Here is a 25,874-nt window from a genome sequence, read left to right on the forward strand (position 1 = left end):
ATTAAACGAGTATCTTATAAACATTTGCAAGTTCTACATAATGTCTTACATTATCTTGCATATATTCTAAATCTTGATCGGTTAAATATCTAACAAATTTTGCAGGGGATCCCATCCATAATTCTTGAGATTTAATTATCTTCTTTGGCAGGATAAGACTGCTTGCAGCAATAAAAGCATATTCTTCTATTACTGCATAATCCATTATCGTAGCACTCATACCGATAAAAGCATTATTATGTATTGTACAGGCATGAATAAGAGAGAGATGACCGATAGTTATATTATCTCCTATTTCTACCGGTCCGTTAAACCTTGAAGCATGAATTACACTACCGTCTTGTACGTTAGTATTATTTCCTATTTTTATCGATTCAACGTCGCCTCTAAGAACCGTATTAAACCAAATGCTTGAATTACTACCTATTTCAACATCTCCTATTAAAGAGCTGCTTTCGGCAATATATGCACTTTTATCGATTCTTGGCGTAACTCCTTTGTAAGGGATAATGAGCATTAATTATAATCTACCCAAGAAATATTACCGTCTTTACGATAATAAACTATATTGATACGATCATTATTTATATTTTTAAATACTACTGCAGGTAAATCTTCTAAATCCATTTGCATTACCGCTTCTTTTACTGATAATTTTAATATTTCTACAGGCTTTTCAGCGATAATTGCCGGATTATCATTATCTTCGGCGTTAGAGGTTTCACTATCAGATTGCGGATTAATAATATATTTGGTACCTGCGTAAGCAATTTCTGATATTTTTACTTTACCCGCATGATGATTTTTGAATTTTGATTTATATTTTCTAAGCTGTTTTTCTAGTTTTGACATAGCTTTATCAAAAGCTACATATATATCGCTACAACTATCATTACTTTTGACTATATTATGTTTACCGGAGCCATATTTTACTATAATATCACATTTAAAGTTAATTCCTTCTTTTGAAAAATGTATATCTATATTTATTATATCGGTAAAATATTTTTTAACGACTTGCGTAGCCCTCTCTTTTGAATATTCTTGTAAATTATTACCGATAGAAATATGTTGACCTGAAACTGAAATAATCATAAATAACCTTTATAATCTGAAATAATTAATATATAGGCGTTACTAAGTAACACCTATACAATTAATTTATATTTAGAGTAATTTCAAGTTTTATTACAAATTAATTTATTTAAACTTTAGCCGTAGAGTTTAGGACGCTTATCCTTATTTTGTTGCGATTTAATTAGTTTTTTAGCAGTCTTTCTTACATAATTAGGCTCAATGCCAATTTCTAAGCAGGTAGCATTAAAATTTTCATTATTTTCAACAAGCCATTTTTTAGCGTTATATTCTGCTTTTGTTGCCTCTTTCTTGGTAGAAGTATTAGTTGCATCTATTATTGCCTGCATAATAATAGCACTTCTAAGAGCAATATCGGGTATAGAATTATAAAGTTTAATACGCTCAAAAGGAGTAGTTAATTTAATGACATATGGTTTAGTCATATAAAACCTCTAATAATTATTAATAAAGTAAGATTTTATTAAAATAAATGTAACTACTAGGTTTTTCTTTTTTAACAAAGGCCTTAAAAAGTATAATAATTTTCAAGGCTTCAACTAGTAGTGACTAATTTGGATTAATAGAGATATCTAGTAATTATAATATTAGGAATAAGCTAGATGTTAGATTCTGTATATTTTTTGATAAAATACGATATTTTACTCTTGCAGAAATAGAAGAATTGTTATATACATTGTTATCTTTTACGTATACTCAAATGATTTCAAGAATTGAATTTTATTTTGAGAGGTGAGCACCCGCAGCCTATACTTAATAGATGAAGATGCAATCCTTGATAAAATGAAAGAGCAATTCTTAAAAGCAGAAGAGTATATAAGGGGGTGTAGCTCAGTTGGTTAGAGCATCTGCCTGTCACGCAGAAGGTCGCGGGTTCGAGTCCCGTCACTCTCGCCAACCCCTTTCAGGTTTCGGGATTTCCTGTCGTTTTCTAAAAAATTCATATGCTCCTTTTATTCGCCTTTTGTTTTAATTGTTATATTAAACTCTTTTAAATTCCGAATTTTAAATATTATAAAAAACTAACTTTGTATATGCCTTAAAGTAACCTCAACTCATTTGTGCGCACTTTTAGTTAAATTTCTATTGTATTCTTAAAACTTCTTATTATGATTCTATCTATAAGCTCATTTTTAACAAAATTTATAGAATTTAATAAGAAAATAATTATGTTTAGATGGTTTCAATCCTCAAATCAAGAATTAATAAGAACTATACAGAAAGAAAATACCGCAGAAGCACAAAAATTAATTGCCGCAATGGATATTACTGAATTAAGTAAAGTTAGGGATATTTATATTAGCATTAGCAGGGCTATTTGCAGCATCCGTACCTATATTTTGAGTTACATTACCGTCACCTATAAAATTCAATGTACCGCCTACACCGCCGGTGCTAAGTACTGCTCCATTTGCTCCTACGCTACCGGTTAGCGTAACCCCATCTGCTAAAGCTAAGATAGAGCCATTCTTATTTAAAGCTACGGAAATACATTAGCTGAGAACGTAATGGGGGTTGCTCCAATATTTACGAGTTTTAAGCTGCTGCCGTTAGTTCCAATCGTACCGTTAACATTACCGCTTTGTATTGTCAGTGTGCCTTGGTTATTTGCAGAGGTCGTAACTGAACTGGTCACACCATTTACTATTAACTCACCATCTGCTCTAAATAATATGTTACCACCCGCTCCTAGGTCTAAAGCTTGGTTAAATGTTACCTGCTATTCATACTAAGTAACTGCGTAAATACCGTATTATCGACTACGACATCACCTGCTCAGTCTACTATGAAATTCTTAAGGCGATGAGTATTCTATAGTATAAGGTCCACCGTTATTTGCTATGGTTAGGTATTTTGTGATTGCTCCTATTCTCACTATTCCATATTCATCATTGCCAGATTTGTTTAAATTATTATTTTAGCAAATTTACATTCCCATTTGCTGCATCTATTGTATATGTCGTATTATCCGCTATTCTAATATCACCCATATCTCCGGCACTTGGATCATTGATTGTTAAATTAGCATTTATTTGTATTTTTGCTTTTATAGCGTTTAATAATGCAACATTGATTGTATTTTCGGTATTTATTATTAAAGTACCGCCGCTAGCATTACTATTATTAAAAGTAATACCTCCTACATCTAATAGACTGTTAACACTTATAGTTCCCGCAGCTAAAACACTATCTGCAAAAACAATACTATTTACCGTAGTATTACCTTGTAAATCAAGAATCTTACCGTTACCTCCATTACACTGAAGTATATTGAAATTATTTATATTTCCGTTAAGTATAGCATTCCCTATAAAATTTCCGTTTACTCCTTTAGCACCGTCTATATTACCCGTAACCGTTATGTCGTCATCTAAATTAAGTACGGGCGTATTACTTTGTAAATTAATATTAGTAGCTTTTAATATTGTAGAATTAAGTGTTGCCGACCCAAGTAAAACATTTACTGCGGCTAATGAGCCTATATTACCTATATCGCATGTTATTATGTTACTACTACCAAGATCATAAGCTAGATTTAGTATCCCTTGACCGTCAACGCCGGTAGTATTATTTATATTACCTGTTAACGTTGTTATATTACCGTCAAAAAGAGTAAGTATAGAGTTATTGTTGTAAGATTTATATTTGCAGCATTAATTGTAATATTACCTGCTCCGGACATATAAATCTGTGCTTCCCCGTTTCCTACATTTATTCCGGCAAGAGAGTTAGTTAGACCTATGTGATTTGATATAGTACCCGTACCTACAAATGTTATTGTACCGTTATTGCCAGCTACCGTATTATCTATCTGAGTTGTAATATTTAAACCGTTATTAATTTGTCAAGTAGAATTCTTACCGGCGAAATCTATATTACTAAATGTTTGATTACCGACTCCGGTAACAATTGACGTAACATTATTATTAATAAATTTAAGAGGAGTGAAATTAGGAGTAAGACCTACTGTTGCACTAAAAGCACCTATTGATACATTTTGACTTACCTCAACCCCACCAAAAGCAGGTAGTGCTATTAATTAATGTATTTATCCCGCCAATAACAGCATTTGTTTTATCTGCCGATATTTTAATTCCAAGCCCTTTGAATAAATATTGCCGTTATTAAATACTCCTCCTACAAGACCGGCACCGGGACTCAAGCTTACGCTACCGAGATTAGGAATTGTTGCTCCTGCAGTATTAGAGCTAGTGAATAATGTTCCGCATAATGATGCCGTTGCTAAAAATTTTCTTAATATTTTTGATTCTTTCATTAATATTAATACATTTAATTAATAATTTGTAGCAACTTTTTTACAATAATAAAATAGAAGCAGATAGAGCTAGATTCAGAAAGCTTTAGACAAGATGAATTGACGACTGAGCCTGCGGAACGTACAAAAAGTACGTGAGCAAAGGCACATGTCAGAAAATTCACTTGTATCAAGCTTTCTGAACGACGCTGTACCAAAAAAATATTGTTACTTGGTAGTGTAGAAATTTAATTATGTATTTAGAATTAAGTTAAAGGAATTTCTCAATGAAAGTTGGAAAGCAGAAAGATAAACTAAGCTGTTTTGTCTTTTATTGTAGGCATGGATTTTACTACCTCAGATACACCGCTTTGAGTAGCTAATAATAGGTGAGCTCAAGATAGTCAGGAATTAAGCCAGAAAAATCGCATTTTGATTGAAAAGTCAAAAAGAATTACTTTACTATAGCTTGCATTAATTTAATATATGATATTTTGACTATTAACAAATCTCTATTTATTTATCGGTGTTCCTACCAAAGCATGCTTAAGTACTTGATCAATATTTGATACAGATATAATTTCTAGGCTTTCTTTTATATTCGGCGGTATATCTTGCAAATCTTTGACATTTTCTTCAGGAATCAACACGGTTTTAATACCTCCCCTACTTGCAGCAAGTAACTTCTCTTTAAGACCACCTATAGGTAAAACATTGCCTCTTAAAGTAATTTCACCGGTCATTGCTACAGTACGATGTACGGGTATTTTAGTCATCAACGAAACAATAGTCGTAAACAAAGCACAGCCAGCAGACGGTCCATCTTTTGGAATAGCTCCGGCCGGTACGTGAATGTGAATATCAAAATCTTTATAATTGTCGTACTTTAATCCAAAATTTGTTGCTCTGCTTCTAAAACAACTATAGGCAGCCATTGCCGATTCTTTCATAACATCACCGAGTTTTCCGGTGGTCTTTATTTCACCTTTCCCTGGAAATGCTAAAGCCTCTATAGTTAAAAGCTCTCCGCCTACTTCAGTGTAAGCAAGTCCCGTAGTACTTCCTATTTGATCTTCTTTCTCGGCAAGCCCGAAATTATATTTCTTAGCTCCTAAAAATTCTTCAAGATGATTACTATCTATGGCGATATGCTTAACACTTTTATCTGCTAAAATCTGCTTTAATGCTTTTCTAGTTAATGCCCCTATTTCACGCTCTAAAGCTCTTACACCTGATTCCTTGGTATAATATCTAATTAAATCCAAAATTGCCGTCTCGGATATAGTAATTTCATCTTTTTTGATTTTATGCATTTTAAATTGTTTTGGAACTAAATAATTTCTGGCAATTTGGAGCTTTGTTTCCTCTACATAACCGGAAATATATATTTTTTCCATTCTATCACTTAAAGCTCTAGGTAAATCATGAGAGTTAGCAGTAGCAATAAATATTACATTTGATAGATCATATTCTACTTCTAGATAATGATCAACAAAGTGACTATTCTGCTCAGGGTCTAATACCTCAAGCAAAGCGGATGCCGGATCACCTCTAAAATCAGAACTCATTTTATCGATTTCATCAAGCAGCATTACAGGATTACTAGTCTTAACTTTCTTAAGTTGACCTAAAATTTTACCGGGCATTGATCCAAGGTAAGTTTTTCTATGCCCTCTGATTTCTGCTTCGTCTCTAACACCGCCGAGCGTAAGTTTAGTATATTTTCTGCCCATTCCTTCGGCAATAGATTTTACAAGTGAAGTTTTACCGACCCCTGGCGGACCTATTAAACATAATATAGGTCCTCTAATTTTACTTGAACGCTGTAATACCGCTAAATATTCTATAATTCGTTCTTTAACTTTTTCGAGTCCAAAATGGTCACGATTTAAAATTTTCTCTGCTTGGTTAATATCTATTTTGCTATTATCATACTTACCCCAAGGCAGGCTAAGCAATGTCTCAAGATAGTTACGCGTTACTCCCGACTCCGCTGACATTTGGTTCATAGTACGGAGTTTCTTAAGTTCAGCCTCAGCTTTTTCTTTTGCTTCTTTTGATAATTTTAAACTTTTAATTTTTTTCTCAATATCGGCAAGTTCTGATTTATCTTCATCAAGCTCTTTTTGAATAGCTTTCATTTGTTCGTGCAGATAATAATCACGCTGCGTTTTTTCGATTTGCTTTCTTACTCTTTGCTGCAATGCCTGCTCGGTTTCTGAATTTACTATATTGGCAGTAAGCGTACTAATAACCGTAGTGATACGCTTAAAAGGACTAGTTTCTTCTAATAAATGCTGCTTTGCCTCAAGTGAAGTTATCAAATGTGAGGCTAATATATTTATAATATCTATGAAATTAGTGCTATTACTTATTTCTTTATTGATAGTTTCAATAATTTCTGCATTAACTTTCTTATCATTAATCGCATATTTACTAAATAGTTGTACTGCATTATCAACGAGTGAACGCATGTTATTAACGTCAAATATTTCTTCATCTGGAATAATTTCGTAATTTGCTTCAAAAGCTTCGTCGCCTTTGATATTGCTTAGCTTTACTCTTGCTACTGCTTCTATTAAGATTTTTGCCGTATTATTAGGTAGCTTCACTATTTGGATAATCTTGGCAAGTATAGCTGTGTTATAAAGTTCGTGTGTACTAGGGTTTTCTTGATCAAATTTTTTCTGTAAAGTTACTAAAATATATTTACTATTATCTTCCTCGGAAATGGTAGTATGAGAGAGTGCTTGCAACGATTTTGGCCTACCCACAAAAATAGGAGCAATTACTCCCGGGAATACTACCATATCTCTCAGTGCCATTAACGGAAGGGATTTTTTATGCATCAATTAAAACCTTTTAAAATTTCTAATTATTAACTATATAATATAGTATCAACCTGATTTCAAGCTACCATTATTAATTATATTTATGAATTTATTACTACAACCTCCTCAAAATGTAGCAGCCGCACATAATAGAATAAAACAATATCTACATTTAACTCCGATCGTTCACTCTGAAAGCTTAAATGAGATGCTCGGTCATGAGATTTTTTTTAAGGTTGAATCATTACAAAAAACCGGTGCATTTAAAGTTAGAGGCGTGTTAAATCATTTATTAGAATTAAAAGAGCAAGGAAAATTACCTGATAAAATAGTCGGTTATAGTACGGGTAACCATGGAATCGGTCTTGCTTATGCGAGTAAATTATTCGGTATTAAAACAAGGATTTATTTACCGTTAAATACTTCAAAAGTAAAACAGCAAGCAGCTCTTTATTACGGCGGTGAAGTTATATATACATATACTCGACAAGAAGCGGAAGAAAAAGCAAAAGAAGATGAAAAGCAAGGATTTTACTATATGCATCCTTCCGATAGTGATTCTACAATAGCAGGAGCAGGCACGTTATGCTATGAAGCATTACAGCAGCTAGGTTTTAGTCCTGATGCTATTTTTGCCTCTTGCGGCGGCGGCGGTTTAATTTCCGGCGCATATCTTGCCAAGGAATTAATATCACCGACAAGCTTGTTAATAGGTTCAGAACCTTTAAATGCCAATGATGCTTATTTATCTGTTAAAGATAATAAAACATATAGATTTAACTATGCTCCGAATACTATTGCGGACGGTCTTAAAACCTTGAGTATATCAGCTCGTACATTTGAATATCTGAAAAAACTTGATGATTTTTATTTAGCAGAAGAATATGAAATATATTACTGGACGGCGTGGCTTACTCATTTACTTAAAGTAATATGCGAGCCGTCAAGTAGTATAAACATGGTTTCAGTGGTAAATTTTTTAAAAACACAATCCAAACCTCAAAAATTACTAGTACTAATCTCAGGCGGTAATATCGATCCTATTCTTTATAATGAATTATGGAAAGAGGCGTATTTAAGCATCTCACCTAAATCTTTATGTTCTGATGTCATTTCTGCGAAAGCAGCAATCTAGTAACCTTTAATGTCATACTGCAACTTGATCGCGGTATCTTAGGACTCAGGTGATACAAGACCCCGTGGTCACGCCACGGGGTGACAATAAAAAATCTAGATTCCCGCTTTCGCGGGAATGACATAGAAGCAATGTAACAACGCCTCCTCACAATGATGAAGTTATATTAAAATTTAACCCTTTCTTCTTACTGCTTCTTGATTTTTAGTAGAAGGATTAGGAGTAATTTGCGGAGCTTTTATATTAGAACTTCTTAGTTTTATTGAATCTTCAAATATGGTTTTATCAAATGCTATTGGATTGATTTTTCTGAGTTCCGCTAAATTAAAATTATTAATTTGTTGCGGTTGAACTATAATAGGCTCACCCGTAACAGGAATTAAATTTTTAAATTCAGGATTAGTTGTAGAAGTCAAGATTTGATCTTACAGACACTATAAATTTTGCACCTGATTGTCAGTTACATTTTGACTGTCAGAGACGTATTCAAGATACAAGATTTCATTATTCTTTTCAACAGCTAATTTTTTACTATCCTTAAAAGTTTGCATAGGAGTTTTTCCATAACAATATTTTCCTGAATGTGGTCGCTCATTATTGAAATGCTCTAACCAAATATCAAGATCTAATTGTAAATCATCAAGATCTGTATAAATCTTTTTCCGCATAGCTGTATCAAAGAATTCTTGTTTCATGGTTTTATTAAAACGCTCGCACATACCATTTGTTTGGGGAGAATATGCCTTAGTTGTAGTATGCTCTATACCTTCGATACTTAGAAACAACTCAAAAGCATGATGCTCTATATTCCCCTTATATTCTGACCCACGATCTGTAAGAATACGAAGTATTGGTATCCCTTGGGTCTCGTACCATGGTAACACGCGGTCATTAAGCATATCAGCAGCAGTTAAAGCTGTTTTATCAGTATATAGTTTAGCATCAGCTACCCTAGTATAGCTATCAATAAATACCTGAGAATAAACCTTACCTATACCTTTGAAATTACCTACATAATACGTATCCTGACATCCTAGATAACCTGGATGCTGCGTCTCAGTTTCTCCATGAGCTTCTCTTTCATTACGACGCTCCTCTAGCACTTGTAATTGAGATTCAGTAAGAACAATACCATCCTGAGCCATCTTTGCTTCTAATGCTTTAAGCCTTTTACTGATATTGTTTAAATCATTACGTAACCAAATTGATCGCACTCCTCCAGGCGATACAAGTATACCGCTCTTCTTAAGCTCATTTGATACTCTTAGCTGACCATATGCTGGATATTCTATTGCCATATCCATTACTGCTTTCTCTATCGCTGGATCAACTCTATTCGCTATTATTGGCTTTCTTCGACTAATTTCATATAATGCCTCTTCGCCACCAGTTTCATACAGTGCTTTAAATCTGTAATAACTATCTCTACTATAGCCCATCGCTTTACATGCTGATGATATGCTACCAAGACTCTTAGCTAGTTCTAGTAACCCTATTTTTGGCTTTATTATTTTTTGATTTAAGTTCATTTTTCATCTCCATTTAATAATTAATTTATTTTACTAAATATAAGATATAATCTCAACTATTACATATTAATGCTTCTTTAGTTGCTCTTATAGGATTGGCAAAGATTGCTTCTTCATCTTCTATACCCATCAATGATAATTCATCAAAAGGTCCTCCTGTATTTAGAGGAAGTACAAAACCCTTAAGTGCTGCTTCAGCCCTTGCGACATCAAACTTTAGCTTATCTGCTACACTAGGTATTAGTTTTATATCTTGTCCTAAATTGATATGCAAGTTATCTACTAATTTTTGTATATCTTTATTTTCTACAACTTCACTAATAATTTTACTTGCAAGTACTTCAAGCGTACTAGTGATATATTCTTCAGATTGTAAATATTGTTGAATAGGATCGGGAGTAACAATATTTTTATTCAAAGTATCTAATCTCCTATCTACGTTTTTTATATCAACTATTTTATCTTTTACTGCAGCCAATATCTCAGTCACTTCATCGTTTTTTTTAATAGTATCATCTATATTAGTTATAATCTCTGCCATATAATACTCATTATTAAGTTATTTGATATAATGAACTAAATTATCAAACTTTTTAAAAATTCGCAACTATATTATCATATAAATCACTACTTACTATGCCCTGACTGTTGCCCACTCTCTCTACTTTTATTAAGGTTTTCAACATGAGATATAGGGGTTGATATAGAAGACTTATAGCCTTGGGGTATTGTTTTATTTTGCTTTACAATATTTGGTGCTTGTTTTTCTCTTTGTAGTTCTTCCGACAAATTTTTCGTTTCTATATGTAAACTATTACTTTTTTCAAAGTTAGCAAATGCTTTATCTATATTTTTTTGAGCATAATCCGTACCGGTAAAAACTGCTACTATTCTTTGCCATAGCTTAAGGTTTGGTTACTCTTTGTAATTCTAATGCTATACTTTCTCCCCCCATCCGTGTGTTCCTTAAATATCCAGGATTTAACTCTGCTAATACTCTTTTAGTACCGTTAACAAGTGCAGAATTGCTGCTCTCAAGTAATGGGGCAAAATTCTTGATAATTTCTTTACCTTGCTCTATCATTTTTTCAGACGGTAGTTTACTTATCGCTGGTAATAAAGTTTTAATTATATTAGGCTCATTTACTCCTAACTCATTAATAGACGATAAAGCTTTTGCTTCTTTTTCATTTGTTTGAAAAGTAATTTTTAAAAATTCAGCTATCTTTAATGCTGCTTGTGTTAATGCTTCTACTTGTTTTGGATCATTAATTTGCTCTTGTTTATCAAGTTTAGGGGTAGTATTTTTAGTAAGAAATTTTCTGTAGTTACCTAATGTTGTTGCTGAAACATTTTCTTTAAGGTTATCTAATGTTTTATCTATTAATTTCTCTCTATATTGTTCTTTAGATATTTTTTGGTTAGCTAATTCTAACATCGCTTTTTCTAATGGTTTTTTAATATCCATCACTTCATCTTCGCTTAAGCCATTACGTTTTTCGTCGTTCATCTGCTCTACTTGAGACTCACTTAAATCTATGGCAAACCAATTTAAAATTTATGAATGAAAATTAATTAAAACTTATAAAAAGAATTGTATTTTTTTATAGAAGAGGTCCTGATCGTAATTTCATCAGGGATTTCAGTTATGAACCTTGAAGGGTAAGAACGGACTATTTCATAAAATATTTTTCTGCTTTCAGCATGAGTAATGTAGAGGTCTTTTTTGGCTCTCGTAATACCGACATAAGCAATGCGGCGTTCTTCTTCTAAGCCTTTTTCGCCATCTTCGTCTAGAGATCTTTGAGACGGAAATACCCCCTCTTCCCAGCCCGGTAAAAATACCACGTCAAACTCAAGCCCTTTAGCTGCGTGCAGGGTCATTATAGTAACCGAGCCACCGTAATTGGTTTCAAGCACTTCATTTTCCATAACTAAGCTTGAATGTTCGATAAAATCATGAACATCGTTAAATTCAGCAATAGCTCTAAGCATTTCGTTAATATTTTCGATTCTACCGAATGCTTCTTCGGTTTTTTCTTCTTGAAGCATTTCAAGATAACCGGAATCATCAAGTATTGCTTTAACTACGTTTATTGGAGCATCTATACTAAATCTCTCGTACCAATTATCGATTTTAGTAACCAAATCTTTTAGAGTTTCATATGATTTTGCTTTAATCTCATCTATTTCTAGCATTTCTTTAATGGCTGCGAAATTAGAAATATTTCGCTCAAGTGCATAACCTCTAATTTTATTTAAGCTAGCTGCACCTATTGCCCTTTTCGGCACATTTATAATACGCTCAAGTGCTAAATTGTCATTTTGATTCAAAGATATACGGATATAAGCAAGCACATCTCTTATTTCCATACGTTCATAGAACCGCAAACCGCCTATAATTTTATAAGGCATAGCACTATTTATAAACGCTTCCTCAAAACTTCTTGTTTGAAATCCGGCTCGTACTAATATTGCAATATTGCCGGCATTATAACGGTTTTCTCGCACTAACTTATCTATTTCACCGGCTATATATCTTGCTTCTTCTTTATCACTCCAACAAGAGATAATTTTTATCTTTTCACCGTTTTCCCTATCCGTCCATAACGTTTTACCGTGACGGTTTTTATTATTATTGATAACATTGGAAGCAGCAGCAAGTATTGGCAAAGTTGATCTATAATTCTGCTCTAATTTAATAATTGTTGCACCTGCAAAATCTTTTTCAAAACGTAATATATTCCCGACTTCTGCTCCTCGCCAACCATAAATAGATTGATCATCATCCCCTACACAGCAAATATTTTTATATAAACTTGCGAGCATTCTTGCCCATAAATACTGGACAACGTTAGTGTCTTGATATTCATCAATTAAAATATATCGATATTTTTCTTGGTAATATCTTAGTATTTCAGAGTTTTTAATAAAAAGCTCATTATTATAAAGTAGCAAATCTCCAAAATCTAAAACATTAGAAATAAGTAAATTTTTCTGATATTCTTCGTATACAAGTTTTGCAATCCTCTGCAACGGTAAATTAGTATCTGATACTGATAGTTTAGTTGGTAATAATCCTTGATCTTTCCATCTAGAAATTATGATATGTATTAATTTAGGAGCATATTTTTTAGTATCAATATCTTTTAGCTTTACTATATCTTTCACTAGTTTTAATTGATCATCATGACTAATAATAGTAAATCTATTATTTAAACCAAGATTTAAATGCTCAATCTGGTCACGTAATATCCTAGCTGCCATTGAGTGGAAAGTGCCTATATTAAGACCATAGCAATTAATTAGACTATTAACTCTTTCAGCCATTTCTTTAGCAGCTTTATTAGTAAAAGTAACGGCTAGAATATTTTGAGGTGAGGCCAAATTTTGGTGAATAATATTAGCTATTCTTGAGGTAAGTACCTTTGTTTTACCTGTCCCTGCACCTGCAAGCAATAAAAGCGGTCCTTCAGTGTGAAGAACTGCTTTTTGCTGCTCTGGATTTAATGTATGTATGAAATCTTGATTTTGCATTTATTTTAAGGATGTTGTGCTATGGCTCTACTATGTCATTCCCGCTTTTGCGGGAATGACATTAAAGCATTAAAATATCACCTTATTCTTCTTAGATTTTTAATAATATACGAAATAGTAATTATCGGACTACAAATAATTATTTTAAATAACCTAAAATAAGAGCTTAAATTTCTATCTTCAATAAACCAATTATATAAATCATTTATAGGTTTAATCTCAGCAGGAATAATATATTGATCTTTAAATAATGCTTTTAAAACTCTTTTTGCCTGTTTTGCTTCTACTTTACGCTCTATTGTTAAGCTTTGATCATGTACTCGGTAGAAATATAAAGATTCCGGTATATGAGCAAATTTCGTAACAAGCCCAAACCTTAGCCAATATTCATAATCATCCACTAACTGCATATTTTCATTATATCCACCTACTTGCCTTGCTAAATCGGCTCTATATAAGAAACATGCACCGACGCAATTTCTAATCGGTAAAAATTCAGGAGGTTCTTGATAAAGTCTTATTCCTACTTTACCGTGGTCATCGATCAAAGTATAATCAGTATATACAAGCCCTATCTCAGGTGAATTATCAAGTATCTTAACCATTTTTTCTAAAGCATTTTCATGGAAAAGATTATCATCTGAAGTCCAAGTAAAATACTCCCCCTTGGCCTCTTTAAAAGCAATATTAAGACTTGCCGGTAATCTTTTATTGGTCTCATTTACTATTACCTTAATACGTGAATCCTGCTCTGCATATGTCCTAGCTACTATAACGCTATTATCTTTTGAGCAATCATCAATAATAATAAGCTCAAAGTCTTTAAAGCTTTGATTAAGGCAACTCTCAATAGCACAAGGTAATAGCGTCTTTCTATTATAAACCGGTAAAACTATTGAGATTTTTGGAAGATTACTATGCATGTCCTCCTAACATATCAAGAGTATTTAAACTATTAATTATATTTTCTATTAGTTCTGATTCTTCAGCTTTACATCCATCTTCAAGGATTAATAATATATTGCTTAAAGCATTATTAAGCATTTTGGGTATTATAGTATTTTGCTCTTCAAACCTTTTAATTAGTTGCATCAAAGGATCAACATATTCAATTGTTAACGATTCTTTATATTGAGCTAATAGCTCGGCAAGACAATCAGATACTGCCCATAACAAAAGATCAGCTCCTTCATTATCTATTAAATCAAATACTTCATAAATTTTTTCAATTTGTACTTCAATATTATCTACAAGCACTAGCATAATTTTTACTATTTAGATTATTATATTTTCTATGTCATTCCCGCTTTCGCGGGAATCCAGAAAAAATAATCTTAATACTGCTACAAAGAATTATATTCTTTACTAGATTCCTGCTCTCGCAGGAATGACATAAAAGGAACCATGCGGGCATGCTTAATTCTGTAAATTTATATATTTAGATATTCAAATATCCCTTCAAATGAGCCTTCAACTCCAAAACCTGAAGCTTTACGTCCTGCAAAAGGTGCTTTTGCATTTGCAGGTAACGGGTCGTTAATCGATACCATACCAAAATCAAGCTTAGACGCTATCATTTGTGCCACGGATATATTATTTGAATATACATATCCTTGCAAGCCGTATTCGGTATTATTTGCATGTTCTATTACTTCATCCAAATCTTTAAATTTATAACAAGCAACTACCGGACCGAATATTTCTATTCTAAAGATATCCATATTATCCAAACAGTCAATAATAATAGTAGGCTCAATAAAATTATCAACAGTTTTACCGCCGCAAATTAATGTAGCTCCTTTACTTTGTGCATCAGCGAGTAACTTTTGTATTTTTTCTATGGCAGCAGAATTAATTAACGGACCTACATCCGATTCCTTATCAAATCCGTCACCAGCTTTAAGCTTAGTAAATTTAGCCTTTAGAATTTCTATAAATTTTTCATATATAGATTCTTCTATAAATATTCTGTTAGGTGAAGTACAAGACTGTCCACTATTTCTAGTTTTAGCGATTACTAAATCACTTACTACTTTCTCTAAATTATTATCTGCCGTTATAATGAAAGGAGCATTGCTGCCAAGTTCCAAAGATAAACGTTTTAGAGTATTTGCGGCATTTTGATATAGAATTTTACCGACATTTGTAGCGCCGGTAAATGATAATTTCCGAAGCCTAAAATCTTCACAAAAAGCCTTACCTATAATATCTGAACTACCTGTAATTACATTAAATACTCCGGCAGGCAAACCGGCATCGCTTGCAAATTTCGCAAGTACTAAAGCTGATAGAGGCGTAAGACTTGACGGTTTTAATATAACGCTGCAACCCGCAGCTATTGCAGCAGGTATTACCTTGCAAGCAATCATTGCATTTGGAAAATTCCAAGGAGTTATAGCAGCAGACGGTCCTACAGGCTCATATTGCGTAACAATTTTATGAGTGTTACTATTACCGGGTTTGATAGTCGAATGAATATTATGTATAGCATATGTATACCAATCAATAAAAGAGGCTCCATATAAAATTTCTTTTTTTGATTCAGCAAGTACTTTACCCTGCTCTAGGGTTAATATATGACTTAACTCCTCAATATTTTCGATTACTAAATTATACCATCTTCTAAGAATCGCTATTCTCGCTTCAAATGAACTTTGTGACCATAAAGAAAAATTAGTCACCGTATTATTAATCGCTGAATTAATCTCAGATAATCCTAAATTCGGAACTGTAGCAATTTCTTTTAAGGTCGCAGGATTAATAACGGATATTTGCTTCCCGAACTCTATAAATTCACCGTTTATATAATTCTTTCCCGTAATGTTTTTAAGTAAGTTCATATATTTTTACCTGCGTGGATACTAAAATCGTCATTGCGAGCGAACATTGGCGTTGTTGCATGGCTCGAGAAAAGTGTTATAAACTTATCTTAAAATTATACGGCAATACTAGCAAGAAAAATATTTATAATGAATTATTTATACCAAAATCTTCACCACCCATTTGACTTTCTAATACATCATAAGAAATATTTGCCAAATTAGCATGTTTTATAATATTAATGATATCATCATTAATGATATCTTCAGGAGCTATTGCGTTTAATATAAGATTCAATATTTCTTGAGGAAATTTATATCCAATGTCAGATAATATAGCAGAGTTTTCAGTTATATTATAATAAAGTCATACACCTATCTTGTTTAAGTCTTCTAGAATATTTTCTCACAATAAATTTGATACTTTATCTACCTTTATAGCCTCAGCTATTTTAACCCATAACTCAGAGGGACTTATTTCTTCTTTGCCAAAAGCTATTAAATTCTTGAATGGCTCTAAATAATTACCTTTAACTCCTTTAATATTTCCCCATGCATACTCAATAACCTCAGATGAAATATCAGAGTAATATTTTTTCTTAGGATTTATTAATTGTGACTCTAAAGAGATCACAGCTGAGAGAAATACTTTTTCTAAGTTATTAAATAACCGCCTTTATTAAGATTTATACTTGCTAACAGCCAACCATTTGAGTCATCTCCATTAAAAATCCAATTCTGATGTAACATATTGAGTCCAAAGTCAAATTTTTAAATATATTAGTAGTCGTAGGCTTATCGGTAGCTAACCTAATATCAGGAGCCTTTATCACTTGATCATATCTAACTCTGGTTATTTCTAGCTCTGTAAATTTTACACTTTGGCTATTTGGATAAAAATGATTTAAGTAAGATTTTATTGCAGAATATATTAAAAATTTTTGTGAAAATGCGGCTTCTGCTAGCTCTATTTCTAAATTAGTATTTTTCAATGCTTCTAAATTTTGTATGTTAAAACTACCTCATCCAACTAAAAATTTCATAAGTACTGGATATGTATCAATATTTTGTTTTTGTGGTGGTATATTTGTTCCAAGTCATTATATATTTGTACCTAATTAAATTAATACACAATGACTATAATAAGTGTCTTACTAAATGCAACAATTTTTTATTAACTTATATGTTAATTTACAGCTAAAAAATCTAAATTATTTATTTAGAAATTTTTCAGCCTCAAGAGCCGCCATACAGCCTGTTCCCGCAGCAGTTACTGCTTGTCTATAAATTTTATCCTGAACGTCACCAGCAGCAAAAACACCTTCTACACTAGTTCTAGTAGTGCCTGACTTCGTGATGATATAATTATCGTCATCCATTACAATTTGTCCGGTAAATAGCCCCGTATTCGGTGCATGCCCAATAGCTATAAATACACCGCTACAATTCAATAAACTAATCTCTTTGGTGTGAACATTTTGAATTTTAACTCCAGTAACGGATTTTGGTTTATTGCTACCTACAATCTCATCTACTACATGATCCCAAATTACTGATATTTTAGAATTTTTAAATAATCGATCCTGTAATATTTTCTCAGCTCTAAAACTATCTCTTCTATGCACTATAGTGACTTTGTTAGCATGATTGGTTAAGTATAAAGCTTCTTCTACTGCACTATTTCCTCCCCCTACTACAACTATTTCTTGATTCTTAAAAAAGAAACCATCGCAAGTAGCACATGCCGAAACACCAAAACCACGAAATTTCTGCTCTGAAGCTATACCAAGCCATTTTGCTTCCGCACCGGTACAAATGATTATGCTCTCCGCGTCATATTCATTTCCTGCTCCTGTAAATACTTTAAAAGGTCTTTTTGATAAATCCACCTTTTCTACGTAATCACTAACAATTTCCGTACCGACATTTTTAGCCTGCATAGACATCTGCTCCATAAGCCAAGGTCCTTGCACCGTTTCCGCAAATCCTGGATAGTTCTCAACACCGGTGGTAATTGTAAGCTGCCCGCCTGGCTGCATACCATTTATTAATATTGGTTTTAAAGCAGCTCTAGCTGTATAAATAGCGGCACTTAAGCCCGCAGGTCCTGAACCTATTATTAGTACTTTAGTAGTAATTTTCATAATTATTATTTATTAATTTAAATGATGCCTATGTCATTCATGCGAAAGCAGGAACCCAGAAAAACATATAAAAAACAGTTTTTTTATATGTTTATTGTATGAAATATGTAATTTTTGTACTAAGATTAAGGTTATTTTTCTGGATTCCCGCTTCCGCGGGAATGACATCCTGAACGTTCGTACAATACAAGGTCATACAATCTAAGACTTCTTTTCTAACCAAGATTTGACATAGTTAATTTCTTCATGGTTCATTAGAGAAGGAGCATGACCGGCATATTTTATTTCATAAAGATCAAAAATTTTTGTTTCTTTCATCTTTTTAAGAGTAGATTTTGTTAAAATTTGAGATTTCATCCCATGAATTACTAATATTCTACATGTTATTTTATTCCATACAGACCATAGTTTAATATCTTCCTGGTTACTAGCATTTTTCATTCCTTTTGTTATAGCAGGATCATAATTCATTTTATATTTTCCGCCGAATGTAGAAATTACACTATATTTTGTTAAATAATCCCAATCTTCTTCATCTTTAATACCGCTTTGTGCATAAATAAGTTTTAAATGTTCTTTTGCACTAGCCAAATCATCTAAGAGTATCGTTTTTTTAGCATAACCTCCAATTTTAATTAAAGGAGCAGCATCAATAAACGCCCCTATATCATTTAATATTAAGGCTTTAAAAATATTTTTATATTTACTGGCAAGTACCATACCTATAATACCGCCCATTGAAGTACCAAGCCAAATAGGATTTTTGATATTTAGCCTTTTTAAAAAAAATAACGTATCTTTAATATAAGTCGTATAGTTATAATGATTAGCTTTTTTAAAATTTTCGCTATCACTGCGACCGGGATAATTTATTGCAATTACTCTATAATTTTTACTCAACTCTTTAGCTATTTTATCAAAATCATGAGCATTTCTAGTTAAACCGTGAGCACATACTATTATATTTTTATTTTTAGGATCACCGAATTCCAAATAAGAAATTTTATGTTTCGGTATATATTGAAGAGGTAATAAATTAATATAGGGACCAATTTTTATTGAATTAATTTTCATATGAACCTATTAATACCAATTTAGAATAAATTGTAAAAAAATCATTGTCATCAATTGTCATCATGTTATTAATTTAAGTCACTTAAAAATATACTGACCATGGTCGGCATATATATAACTGCAAAAAGCAAAGATAAAAACACAGTAGCTGCAACTTTTTCAGGGTAAAATTTCTGTAAATTCGCTATAACTATAGTATTTGCTGCGAGTGGTGCCGTAGAAAGTAGTTTTAGGGCATTATAGTAATCATTGTTATACCATTTTGTTACAAAATGATCAAACATGATAAATAACCCTACTCCCAAAGGATAGAATAGAAATTTAGCAGTAAAAGTAGCAAGAGTAAATTTGATATTGACTTCAAATTTTTGTAGAGACGAAAGAGCAAGACCCACCATCACCATACCGAGTATCGAAAAAGAGCCTTTCATATTATATATAAAATCATCTAAAAAATCCGGTAAAGTAAAACCGCAAAAACTAAATAAACATCCCAAGAAAAAAGCGTTTAAAATCGGTAATTTTACTACTTTTAATATACTATCGGTGGTATTAGCAAAGCTCCTCATACAAATATAAAAGCCGACGGAACATTCATAAATATTCACTCCTATAACAGCCATCATGTAAATACTTAATGTATAATCATCAAAAAGTGCTGCAGCTATAGGCAACATAAAATACCCGCCATTTGCCGTACCTGCAGACAAAGCTATAATATTACGTGTATGATCCTGCCAAAATTTACCAAAAAAATAATAAGAAAAGAGCGATAAGAGTGTTGCAATTACAAATGTTACAACCGTAACGCTTAATGCCGCAAGTGTTAAGGTTGTACTAGCAGGTATCGTAAAAAATACTATAGGCGATATAAAATAGAATAGTAACGAAGAGATACTATCTCTTTCAACATTTGAATATTTACCTGCTAAAAATCCTATTACTACACTTAATAATACCGAAACGGTTTTAAAAAAAACTATACTAAAGATTATCATGTAATGAGCTAAAGATATAATTACTTATAATATATGAGGTTTTATTTTTTTTCACTAAATTTTGTAAAGATTTTTACTTCATCAGACCAAAATAAATTTTTAATTAAAACTTTAAAAACTTTATGTGATTTAAGGTATCTAATTTAATATGAAATTTTCATATTTATTGGTATTGCTCGCGTGGATTCATATGTTATTCCCGCGGAGGCATTGTTGCGTGGATACCTATGTCATTCCTGCGAAAGCAGGAATGACATAAGGAATAACACACGAAGCTACTTCGGAAATTATAGGCATATGTAAATTATATTTTTTTATCAAATCCAAAACTAATTTTAATGCTTCTCTTCCCTCTACTAGCTCTTTATATTCCTGTAAAAATTTCTTTTTATCGCTACTAATTCCAAGTTCATAACCAAATTTTGTATTACGTGAACCTAACGAATAACAAGTAAGCACTAAATCGCCTACTACGCCCTCTAGTAAAATATCAGAATTTTTTTGCATACCACCTAACGCTTTCGACAAAATAGCAATTTCTTTTAAGGCAGCTACTATAAGCGTTGCTCTTGCATTTTCGCCCTGCTTTCTTGCTAAATCAATCCCGCTTTTAATAGCAAAAATATTTTTTAAAGCTCCTGCTACCTGTAATGTTACAATATCGCTTGACACATTAGTAGTAAAAATTTTTGAACTTAGGTTATAAGCGATTTTATTTGCTATATCTATATCTAAACTTGCAATACTTGCCGAAGCAGGTAAATTTTTAGCAAGTTCTTTTGCTAGATTCGGACCTACAAAAAACGCTGTAGGGCTATGCGGTAATAGAGTTTTGAACCTATCTGAAAATAATGCGGTAGGATTACGGGCAAAGCCTTTTGTTGCAATTAGAAGAGTATTGTCTTTAGAAATGCTGTGAGTTTTTAATAATTTTATTGAGTCATCAAAAGCGTAAGACGGCACTGCAATAATAATTAATTCAAAATCCTTAATTATATCTAAGTTTGTAGTAGCCCGTAAATGAGCAGGTAATTTAATATCCCCTAAATATTTTACATTAGTTTTGTTATGTAAAATTTCCTTTGCTATTGCCTATCACGTAAAAATAAAGTAACGTTATTACAGTTTTGTGCTGCTAAAGAAGCAAGGCTAGTACCGAAACTCCCTCCCCCATAAACCGCAATATTTTTAAATTTGTTCATGTGCTTATTTTTTCTTTGTCACTTGCAGGTTTGTAGGTATCGTTGCTTGGCTTGTTTATGTCATTCTCACGAAGGCGGGAATCCAGTAAAACCATATAAAAACTTGTTTTTATATGATTTTTTTTATCAAATATGTAACTTCTGTATCAATATTGAAGTTGTGTTTCTGAATTCCCGCTTCTGTGGGAATGACATTGAGCGAATTTCTCGAGCCATAAAACAATACCTACTCACAATAACAATTTCACTACTCCACAGCTTTCTCAAGATTTACTATTATAACGGGTGACTTATTAATTTCTTGTTTTAAGGTTTTACGGATTGTTCCTTTTATTGCCTCGATTACTTGTTCATCCGACAATGCTTTTTTAGCCTGTTTATTTTGAATGGTCACAAGTTCTTTAATGTCGTTTTTAATGAGGTTAACTAATGCCATATCCTCTTTCGGATCAAGCAGCCCGGGCATAGACAGCATTGGGTTTGCAGCAAGCAGTCCTTTTTTATTAATGACTACTGATGCTACCACGATACCCGACTCACGCATACGTCTTCTAGCTTTGAAAATCGGAGATTCAACGGGCAGCAAATAATTACCGTCAACAGCTAAATAACCGTTTTCAACCTTTGAAATTACTTTTGCATTATTAGGTTCAAGCAGTACTACACTACCATTTTCAACCTCTACTACCTGTTTTATGCCGTTTTTCTTAGCAAGCTTAACATGTTCATGAATATGTACAGGCTCGCCGTGAACAGGTATACAAATATTCGGTCTAATTAGAGAATACATTTTTTGTAGCTCGTCAATCGATGGATGTCCTGAAACATGTACAAAATGGTCTCGCTCGGTAATAACTTCTACACCGGCTTTAACAAATATATTAAATAGCCTGAATATTTTCTTTTCATTACCCGGAATAATTTTTGAAGAAAAAATCATTGTATCCTTAGGCACAAGCTTTATAGACGGATGAGAATTACTAGCCAGTTTTGCGGTAGCAGCCATAGGCTCACCTTGACAACCGGTAGCAATTACTAATAATTCTTCTCTTCTAAATCTGCTAACATCACGTTCACTAATTAGAGGAGCAATATCTTTCAAATAGCCGCTTTCCTGCGCAGCAAGCATCATACGGTGCAAACTTCTACCGGTTAAGACTACTTTTCTACCCGCAAGCCCTGCAGCATGAATTATTGTATCAAGCCGTGCTAAATTAGAGGCAAAGGTTGAAACTACTACCATTTGAGGACAACCGGCTATAATATCTACTAAACTTTTTCTAACATCCCCCTCAGAACCTGAGCTGCCTTTATTAAATACGTTAGTTGAATCACAAACAAGTGCAAGAACCCCTTCATCTCCGTAAGATTTTAAAAGCTCCTCATCGGCTTTTTTCCCAAGTATCGGATCGTTATCAAATTTCCAATCCCCCGTATGTAAAATATTACCTGCATCCGTACGGATCATAATTGCTTGCATTTCAGGAGCCGAGTGAGTCAGTGGCACCATCTCTAAGGAAAAAGGATCTAGATTTATTTTACTACCGGGTTTTACTTCATGAATTTTTATATTTTTAGCAAAATCATATTCATTTAAACGAATTTTTAGAAAGTTTGCTGTAAAAGTAGTAATATAAATAGGACATTTAAGTCTATTCCATAAATATTGGACTCCACCTAAATGATCCTCGTGAGCATGAGTTAAAATCAGACCTACTATATCTTTTTTATATTTCTCGATAAAGCTGCTATCAGCAATTATCATATCAACACCGGGTAAATAATCATCGGCAAAACCGCTACCACAATCAATCATTAACCATTGACCTTGATAATGGTAAAGATTAAGATTCATACCTATTTCATTAGATCCCCCTAGCGGTACAAATAGCAGATCATTTTTATGATTTTTGATGTTGAATGATGACATAATTTAACTTAATATTTATTTTATTATTTTATTCTTATAACTTATTATTAGTTAAGCGTCTATATATTAAAAAAGAAATTCATATAATGAATATAAATAAAATAGCATTGATTTATAACCACAATTCCAAACATTTAGCTATTATAGAGGAAATAAAAAAACTCTATAATTATTGTAAAATAGAGGAAGCGGAGGTCATTATCGTAATAGGCGGGGATGGAGAATTACTACATAATATTCACCGCTATATGCATCTTAATATACCTTTTTACGGAGTTAATTTAGGAAACCTCGGCTTTTTAATGAATCCTTTAGATACCAAAAAATTATTACAAAATATACACGAAAGTACGGTTTCTATCCTAAATCCTCTTCTTATGCAAGTCGAAGATACGAGCGGTCAAATATATACGGCACTTGCTATTAACGAAGTATCGATATTTCGTAAAACTAATCAAGCTGCTAAATTTAGAATAGAAGTAAACGGGATAGAGAGAATGAGCGAATTAGTAGCAGACGGAGCTTTAGTTGCAACACCTGCCGGAAGTAGTGCTTATAATTTATCTGCCAGCGGTCCTATTTTACCGCTTGAGTCAAACATGTTATGCCTAACCCCTATCTGCTCGTTTAGACCGCGTAGATGGCACGGTGCTTTACTGCTTTCATCTGCTACGATTAAATTTGAAATACTTAATACAAATAAACGACCGGTAAATGCTACTGCCGACTTTCAGGAGTTTAATAATATCACAAATGTTACCGTTAAATCTACTAAGGATAAGCCTGTTAAACTGCTCTTTAATAAAAACCATACGCTGGAAGATAGAATTATTAAAGAGCAATTCGGTGGGTAATTATTAAAAAATATTAATAATTTTTTGATTAAGAATTAAACTAATGTATGATGCATTGTTAAAAATAACTAGGCATCATATATGAAATCAAAAAAGTCTTCTATTAACTTTTCTGAAAATAACCATATTTTATGGTTACCACGTGAAGCTCCAATATTACCTTAAATACAGCTATAGAATTGTACTCAGCAATAGTTAAGGATTTTGATATAAAAAATAATTATTTAAGAACTATTGAAGAAATAAAAAATTCAAAATTAGCTTCAGAATTTGCTAATTTAGCAATTAAGAAGATAAAAGAGGTAAAAACCCCAAAAAAGCTATTGGAATGTGTATTAAAAAATACAGTTACGAAGAACTTAAAAATCATGAGTTATTTAAAGATTATGAGATTAGTGAATATAATGCTTTAATTAATAAAAATTCTAAAGTAGAAATATTTTTTGAATACAAACCTAGCTCCAATTCTTCTAACCCTATCACTAAGATTATCAATAAATTTATCGCTAAGGAAAATATTTTTCGTTTAGCCGTAGTAGAAAAGAATATTGCATTAATGGAAGAAGTAGCTAAAGATATACTTAAATCAGCACCTATAGTTTTAAATTTACTTAAAACTCAAGGAGAATGGTATCAAAAATATCTAAATTTTATTGCAGAAATTTTATTATTTGTAAAACCTGAATTTCAACCTGATATTATTAAACCATTAGCAAATATAAAAGATTTTGCTATTCTAGGCTCTTTTTCTGAAATATTGCTTGCTACCAAAAAATATGATGAAATAATAACATTACTTGCACCACGACCAGCGAATCTAGTAAACAATGAGCAAAAACAGGAAAGTAAATTCATCTATTTTTGCCGTTATAATCTATCAGTAGCCTATAATAATACAGGAAAATTATCATTAGACGAAGAACAATTATTACGCATTTTAAAGGATCGACCAAACGATAGCGCTTCATCAAGCTATAGCTTATTTAATATTTATTTACTTAACGAAAGGGCAACAGCAACAAAAAATTTAATCAAAAATGCTCCTACAGATATCAAAATTTTGACAGCAATGAGTTTTAATTTAGCTGAAATTGCTGAAGCTAAATTAAATCTAATTAACCAAGACAATTTATCTAAAGATAGTCAAGAACAGTTTCGATGTTTTCAATGTATTGCCAAATACAATCAATATTCTGCTGCTGAGAAAATTGTACATGAAGAAAACCTAAAGGATGAGTGAATCGAAATTAGCAACTCTATTAGTGGTGTTATATTACTATCTACAACAGCCTTATATACCAAATAATATGAATTAGCTAAACAATTTATACAAAAAATACCTAAAAATAAAATAACTCCATATCTCAGTAATATCTTCCAGGCAATAGAATTTTTATTCAATCCTGAAGAATATATTAACCAAATTCATATCGAAGCTCTTGTTAGCAACCTTAATTTTGCACAAGCACA

At 32.3% G+C, this 25,874-nt stretch carries 25 protein-coding genes, 1 tRNA gene and 3 pseudogenes; 6 read left to right on the top strand and 23 right to left on the bottom strand.

The annotated features are described in order from the left end of the window. Position 1 precedes the first annotated feature (1 nt). The 3 genes from RPR_RS00460 to RPR_RS00470 form a co-directional block, all read right to left on the bottom strand. Positions 2-517 (bottom strand): gamma carbonic anhydrase family protein, encoded by a 516-nt coding sequence (locus tag RPR_RS00460; protein ID WP_012736377.1) that lies wholly within the window; start codon positions 515-517, stop codon positions 2-4. Next, positions 517-1,095: a ribosome hibernation-promoting factor, HPF/YfiA family gene (gene hpf / locus RPR_RS00465; RefSeq protein WP_012736378.1), complete on the bottom strand. Its 579-nt coding sequence runs from the start codon at positions 1,093-1,095 to the stop codon at positions 517-519. Before hpf ends, RPR_RS00460 begins: the two co-directional genes overlap by 1 nt. Positions 1,096-1,211: 116 nt before the next feature. Then, the gene (locus RPR_RS00470) at positions 1,212-1,520 is read right to left on the bottom strand and encodes a hypothetical protein (protein ID WP_012736379.1); all 309 of its coding nucleotides are present in this window, start codon (positions 1,518-1,520) and stop codon (positions 1,212-1,214) included. Between the two features lie 395 nt (positions 1,521-1,915). On the opposite strand from RPR_RS00470, the gene RPR_RS00475 reads away from it, so the two are divergent. Further along, a tRNA-Asp gene (locus RPR_RS00475) sits at positions 1,916-1,992 on the top strand. Between the two features lie 272 nt (positions 1,993-2,264). Beyond that, positions 2,265-2,528, top strand: coding sequence for a hypothetical protein (locus RPR_RS08415; RefSeq protein ID WP_187145820.1), 264 nt, complete (start codon positions 2,265-2,267; stop codon positions 2,526-2,528). Positions 2,529-2,575: 47 nt separating this feature from the next. Here the strand turns inward: RPR_RS08415 and RPR_RS08810 are convergent, their stop codons facing one another. Further along, positions 2,576-2,731: a hypothetical protein gene (locus RPR_RS08810; protein WP_228368863.1), complete on the bottom strand. Its 156-nt coding sequence runs from the start codon at positions 2,729-2,731 to the stop codon at positions 2,576-2,578. Positions 2,732-3,366: 635 nt separating this feature from the next. Here RPR_RS08810 and RPR_RS00495 point away from each other — a divergent pair. Next, positions 3,367-3,624: a hypothetical protein gene (locus tag RPR_RS00495; protein WP_187145794.1), complete on the top strand. Its 258-nt coding sequence runs from the start codon at positions 3,367-3,369 to the stop codon at positions 3,622-3,624. A 520-nt stretch (positions 3,625-4,144) separates the two neighbouring features. On the opposite strand, the gene RPR_RS00505 is transcribed toward RPR_RS00495, so the two are convergent. Both RPR_RS00505 and lon read right to left on the bottom strand, forming a co-directional pair. Then, positions 4,145-4,372, bottom strand: a complete 228-nt coding sequence (locus RPR_RS00505; protein ID WP_041472339.1) for a hypothetical protein — start codon at positions 4,370-4,372, stop codon at positions 4,145-4,147. Between the two features lie 491 nt (positions 4,373-4,863). Beyond that, a complete protein-coding gene (lon, locus tag RPR_RS00515) occupies positions 4,864-7,200 on the bottom strand; it encodes an endopeptidase La (RefSeq protein ID WP_012736380.1) in 2,337 nt (778 codons plus the stop codon). Between the two features lie 85 nt (positions 7,201-7,285). Between lon and RPR_RS00520 the strand changes: the two genes are divergently transcribed. Next, on the top strand, positions 7,286-8,317 hold the full coding sequence (locus RPR_RS00520; RefSeq protein ID WP_012150822.1) for a serine/threonine dehydratase: 1,032 nt from the start codon (positions 7,286-7,288) through the stop codon (positions 8,315-8,317). A gap of 173 nt (positions 8,318-8,490) precedes the next feature. Here RPR_RS00520 and RPR_RS00525 read toward each other — a convergent pair. The 17 genes and pseudogenes from RPR_RS00525 to RPR_RS00595 form a co-directional block, all read right to left on the bottom strand. Then, a pseudogene (locus tag RPR_RS00525) lies at positions 8,491-8,730 on the bottom strand (hypothetical protein); the annotation flags it as partial. Between the two features lie 21 nt (positions 8,731-8,751). Next, the gene (locus RPR_RS00530; RefSeq protein ID WP_012736375.1) at positions 8,752-9,846 is read right to left on the bottom strand and encodes an IS481-like element ISRpe1 family transposase; all 1,095 of its coding nucleotides are present in this window, start codon (positions 9,844-9,846) and stop codon (positions 8,752-8,754) included. A gap of 55 nt (positions 9,847-9,901) precedes the next feature. Then, positions 9,902-10,387 (bottom strand): annotated as a pseudogene (locus RPR_RS00535) (hypothetical protein); the annotation flags it as partial. An 86-nt stretch (positions 10,388-10,473) separates the two neighbouring features. Next, a complete protein-coding gene (locus RPR_RS07880) occupies positions 10,474-10,635 on the bottom strand; it encodes a hypothetical protein (protein ID WP_012736381.1) in 162 nt (53 codons plus the stop codon). A 115-nt stretch (positions 10,636-10,750) separates the two neighbouring features. Next, entirely contained in the window at positions 10,751-11,356 is a 606-nt protein-coding gene (locus RPR_RS00540; protein WP_012736382.1) for a hypothetical protein, read from the bottom strand. 65 nt (positions 11,357-11,421) lie between these two features. Further along, positions 11,422-13,383 (bottom strand): DNA helicase PcrA, encoded by a 1,962-nt coding sequence (gene pcrA, locus RPR_RS00545; RefSeq protein WP_012736383.1) that lies wholly within the window; start codon positions 13,381-13,383, stop codon positions 11,422-11,424. Positions 13,384-13,460: 77 nt separating this feature from the next. Then, positions 13,461-14,306 carry a glycosyltransferase gene (locus RPR_RS00550; RefSeq protein WP_012736384.1) on the bottom strand — a complete coding sequence of 282 codons (846 nt, stop codon included), beginning with the start codon at positions 14,304-14,306 and terminating at the stop codon, positions 13,461-13,463. Further along, on the bottom strand, positions 14,299-14,646 hold the full coding sequence (locus RPR_RS00555; protein ID WP_012736385.1) for a hypothetical protein: 348 nt from the start codon (positions 14,644-14,646) through the stop codon (positions 14,299-14,301). Before RPR_RS00555 ends, RPR_RS00550 begins: the two co-directional genes overlap by 8 nt. Before the next feature lie 167 nt (positions 14,647-14,813). Beyond that, positions 14,814-16,223, bottom strand: coding sequence for an NAD-dependent succinate-semialdehyde dehydrogenase (locus RPR_RS00560; RefSeq protein ID WP_012736386.1), 1,410 nt, complete (start codon positions 16,221-16,223; stop codon positions 14,814-14,816). A 124-nt stretch (positions 16,224-16,347) separates the two neighbouring features. Next, on the bottom strand, positions 16,348-16,500 hold the full coding sequence (locus RPR_RS08815; RefSeq protein ID WP_012736387.1) for a hypothetical protein: 153 nt from the start codon (positions 16,498-16,500) through the stop codon (positions 16,348-16,350). 108 nt (positions 16,501-16,608) lie between these two features. Next, entirely contained in the window at positions 16,609-16,836 is a 228-nt protein-coding gene (locus tag RPR_RS00565; RefSeq protein ID WP_012736388.1) for a hypothetical protein, read from the bottom strand. A gap of 61 nt (positions 16,837-16,897) precedes the next feature. Beyond that, positions 16,898-17,194: a hypothetical protein gene (locus RPR_RS00570; protein ID WP_012736389.1), complete on the bottom strand. Its 297-nt coding sequence runs from the start codon at positions 17,192-17,194 to the stop codon at positions 16,898-16,900. A gap of 219 nt (positions 17,195-17,413) precedes the next feature. Next, positions 17,414-18,346, bottom strand: coding sequence for a thioredoxin-disulfide reductase (gene trxB, locus RPR_RS00575; protein ID WP_012736390.1), 933 nt, complete (start codon positions 18,344-18,346; stop codon positions 17,414-17,416). A 201-nt stretch (positions 18,347-18,547) separates the two neighbouring features. Further along, the gene (locus tag RPR_RS00580; protein WP_012736391.1) at positions 18,548-19,420 is read right to left on the bottom strand and encodes an alpha/beta fold hydrolase; all 873 of its coding nucleotides are present in this window, start codon (positions 19,418-19,420) and stop codon (positions 18,548-18,550) included. A 68-nt stretch (positions 19,421-19,488) separates the two neighbouring features. Continuing rightward, positions 19,489-20,418 (bottom strand): AEC family transporter, encoded by a 930-nt coding sequence (locus RPR_RS00585; protein WP_012736392.1) that lies wholly within the window; start codon positions 20,416-20,418, stop codon positions 19,489-19,491. 225 nt (positions 20,419-20,643) lie between these two features. Continuing rightward, positions 20,644-21,620, bottom strand: a pseudogene (locus RPR_RS00590) (NAD(P)H-dependent glycerol-3-phosphate dehydrogenase). A gap of 247 nt (positions 21,621-21,867) precedes the next feature. Beyond that, positions 21,868-23,550 carry a ribonuclease J gene (locus RPR_RS00595; protein ID WP_010977243.1) on the bottom strand — a complete coding sequence of 561 codons (1,683 nt, stop codon included), beginning with the start codon at positions 23,548-23,550 and terminating at the stop codon, positions 21,868-21,870. Positions 23,551-23,636: 86 nt separating this feature from the next. On the opposite strand from RPR_RS00595, the gene RPR_RS00600 reads away from it, so the two are divergent. Further along, positions 23,637-24,404: an NAD kinase gene (locus RPR_RS00600; protein ID WP_012736393.1), complete on the top strand. Its 768-nt coding sequence runs from the start codon at positions 23,637-23,639 to the stop codon at positions 24,402-24,404. A 328-nt stretch (positions 24,405-24,732) separates the two neighbouring features. Continuing rightward, entirely contained in the window at positions 24,733-25,644 is a 912-nt protein-coding gene (locus RPR_RS08820; RefSeq protein ID WP_228368864.1) for a hypothetical protein, read from the top strand. Positions 25,645-25,874: the final 230 nt, after the last annotated feature.

This window comes from Rickettsia peacockii str. Rustic (assembly GCF_000021525.1).
In the GTDB taxonomy this organism is placed as follows: domain Bacteria; phylum Pseudomonadota; class Alphaproteobacteria; order Rickettsiales; family Rickettsiaceae; genus Rickettsia; species Rickettsia rickettsii.

What these genes read in the sequence shown, in the direction of transcription:
- RPR_RS00460 (WP_012736377.1), bottom strand. Translation starts at nt 517, where the DNA reads ATGCTCATTATCCCTTACAAAGGAGTTACGCCAAGAATCGATAAAAGT.
- hpf (WP_012736378.1), bottom strand. Translation starts at nt 1,095, where the DNA reads ATGATTATTTCAGTTTCAGGTCAACATATTTCTATCGGTAATAATTTA.
- RPR_RS00470 (WP_012736379.1), bottom strand. Translation starts at nt 1,520, where the DNA reads ATGACTAAACCATATGTCATTAAATTAACTACTCCTTTTGAGCGTATT.
- RPR_RS08415 (WP_187145820.1), top strand. Translation starts at nt 2,265, where the DNA reads ATGTTTAGATGGTTTCAATCCTCAAATCAAGAATTAATAAGAACTATA.
- RPR_RS00505 (WP_041472339.1), bottom strand. Translation starts at nt 4,372, where the DNA reads ATGAAAGAATCAAAAATATTAAGAAAATTTTTAGCAACGGCATCATTA.
- lon (WP_012736380.1), bottom strand. Translation starts at nt 7,200, where the DNA reads ATGCATAAAAAATCCCTTCCGTTAATGGCACTGAGAGATATGGTAGTA.
- RPR_RS00520 (WP_012150822.1), top strand. Translation starts at nt 7,286, where the DNA reads ATGAATTTATTACTACAACCTCCTCAAAATGTAGCAGCCGCACATAAT.
- RPR_RS00530 (WP_012736375.1), bottom strand. Translation starts at nt 9,846, where the DNA reads ATGAACTTAAATCAAAAAATAATAAAGCCAAAAATAGGGTTACTAGAA.
- RPR_RS00540 (WP_012736382.1), bottom strand. Translation starts at nt 11,356, where the DNA reads ATGAACGACGAAAAACGTAATGGCTTAAGCGAAGATGAAGTGATGGAT.
- pcrA (WP_012736383.1), bottom strand. Translation starts at nt 13,383, where the DNA reads ATGCAAAATCAAGATTTCATACATACATTAAATCCAGAGCAGCAAAAA.
- RPR_RS00550 (WP_012736384.1), bottom strand. Translation starts at nt 14,306, where the DNA reads ATGCATAGTAATCTTCCAAAAATCTCAATAGTTTTACCGGTTTATAAT.
- RPR_RS00555 (WP_012736385.1), bottom strand. Translation starts at nt 14,646, where the DNA reads ATGCTAGTGCTTGTAGATAATATTGAAGTACAAATTGAAAAAATTTAT.
- RPR_RS00560 (WP_012736386.1), bottom strand. Translation starts at nt 16,223, where the DNA reads ATGAACTTACTTAAAAACATTACGGGAAAGAATTATATAAACGGTGAA.
- trxB (WP_012736390.1), bottom strand. Translation starts at nt 18,346, where the DNA reads ATGAAAATTACTACTAAAGTACTAATAATAGGTTCAGGACCTGCGGGC.
- RPR_RS00580 (WP_012736391.1), bottom strand. Translation starts at nt 19,420, where the DNA reads ATGAAAATTAATTCAATAAAAATTGGTCCCTATATTAATTTATTACCT.
- RPR_RS00585 (WP_012736392.1), bottom strand. Translation starts at nt 20,418, where the DNA reads ATGATAATCTTTAGTATAGTTTTTTTTAAAACCGTTTCGGTATTATTA.
- RPR_RS00595 (WP_010977243.1), bottom strand. Translation starts at nt 23,550, where the DNA reads ATGTCATCATTCAACATCAAAAATCATAAAAATGATCTGCTATTTGTA.
- RPR_RS00600 (WP_012736393.1), top strand. Translation starts at nt 23,637, where the DNA reads ATGAATATAAATAAAATAGCATTGATTTATAACCACAATTCCAAACAT.
- RPR_RS08820 (WP_228368864.1), top strand. Translation starts at nt 24,733, where the DNA reads ATGTGTATTAAAAAATACAGTTACGAAGAACTTAAAAATCATGAGTTA.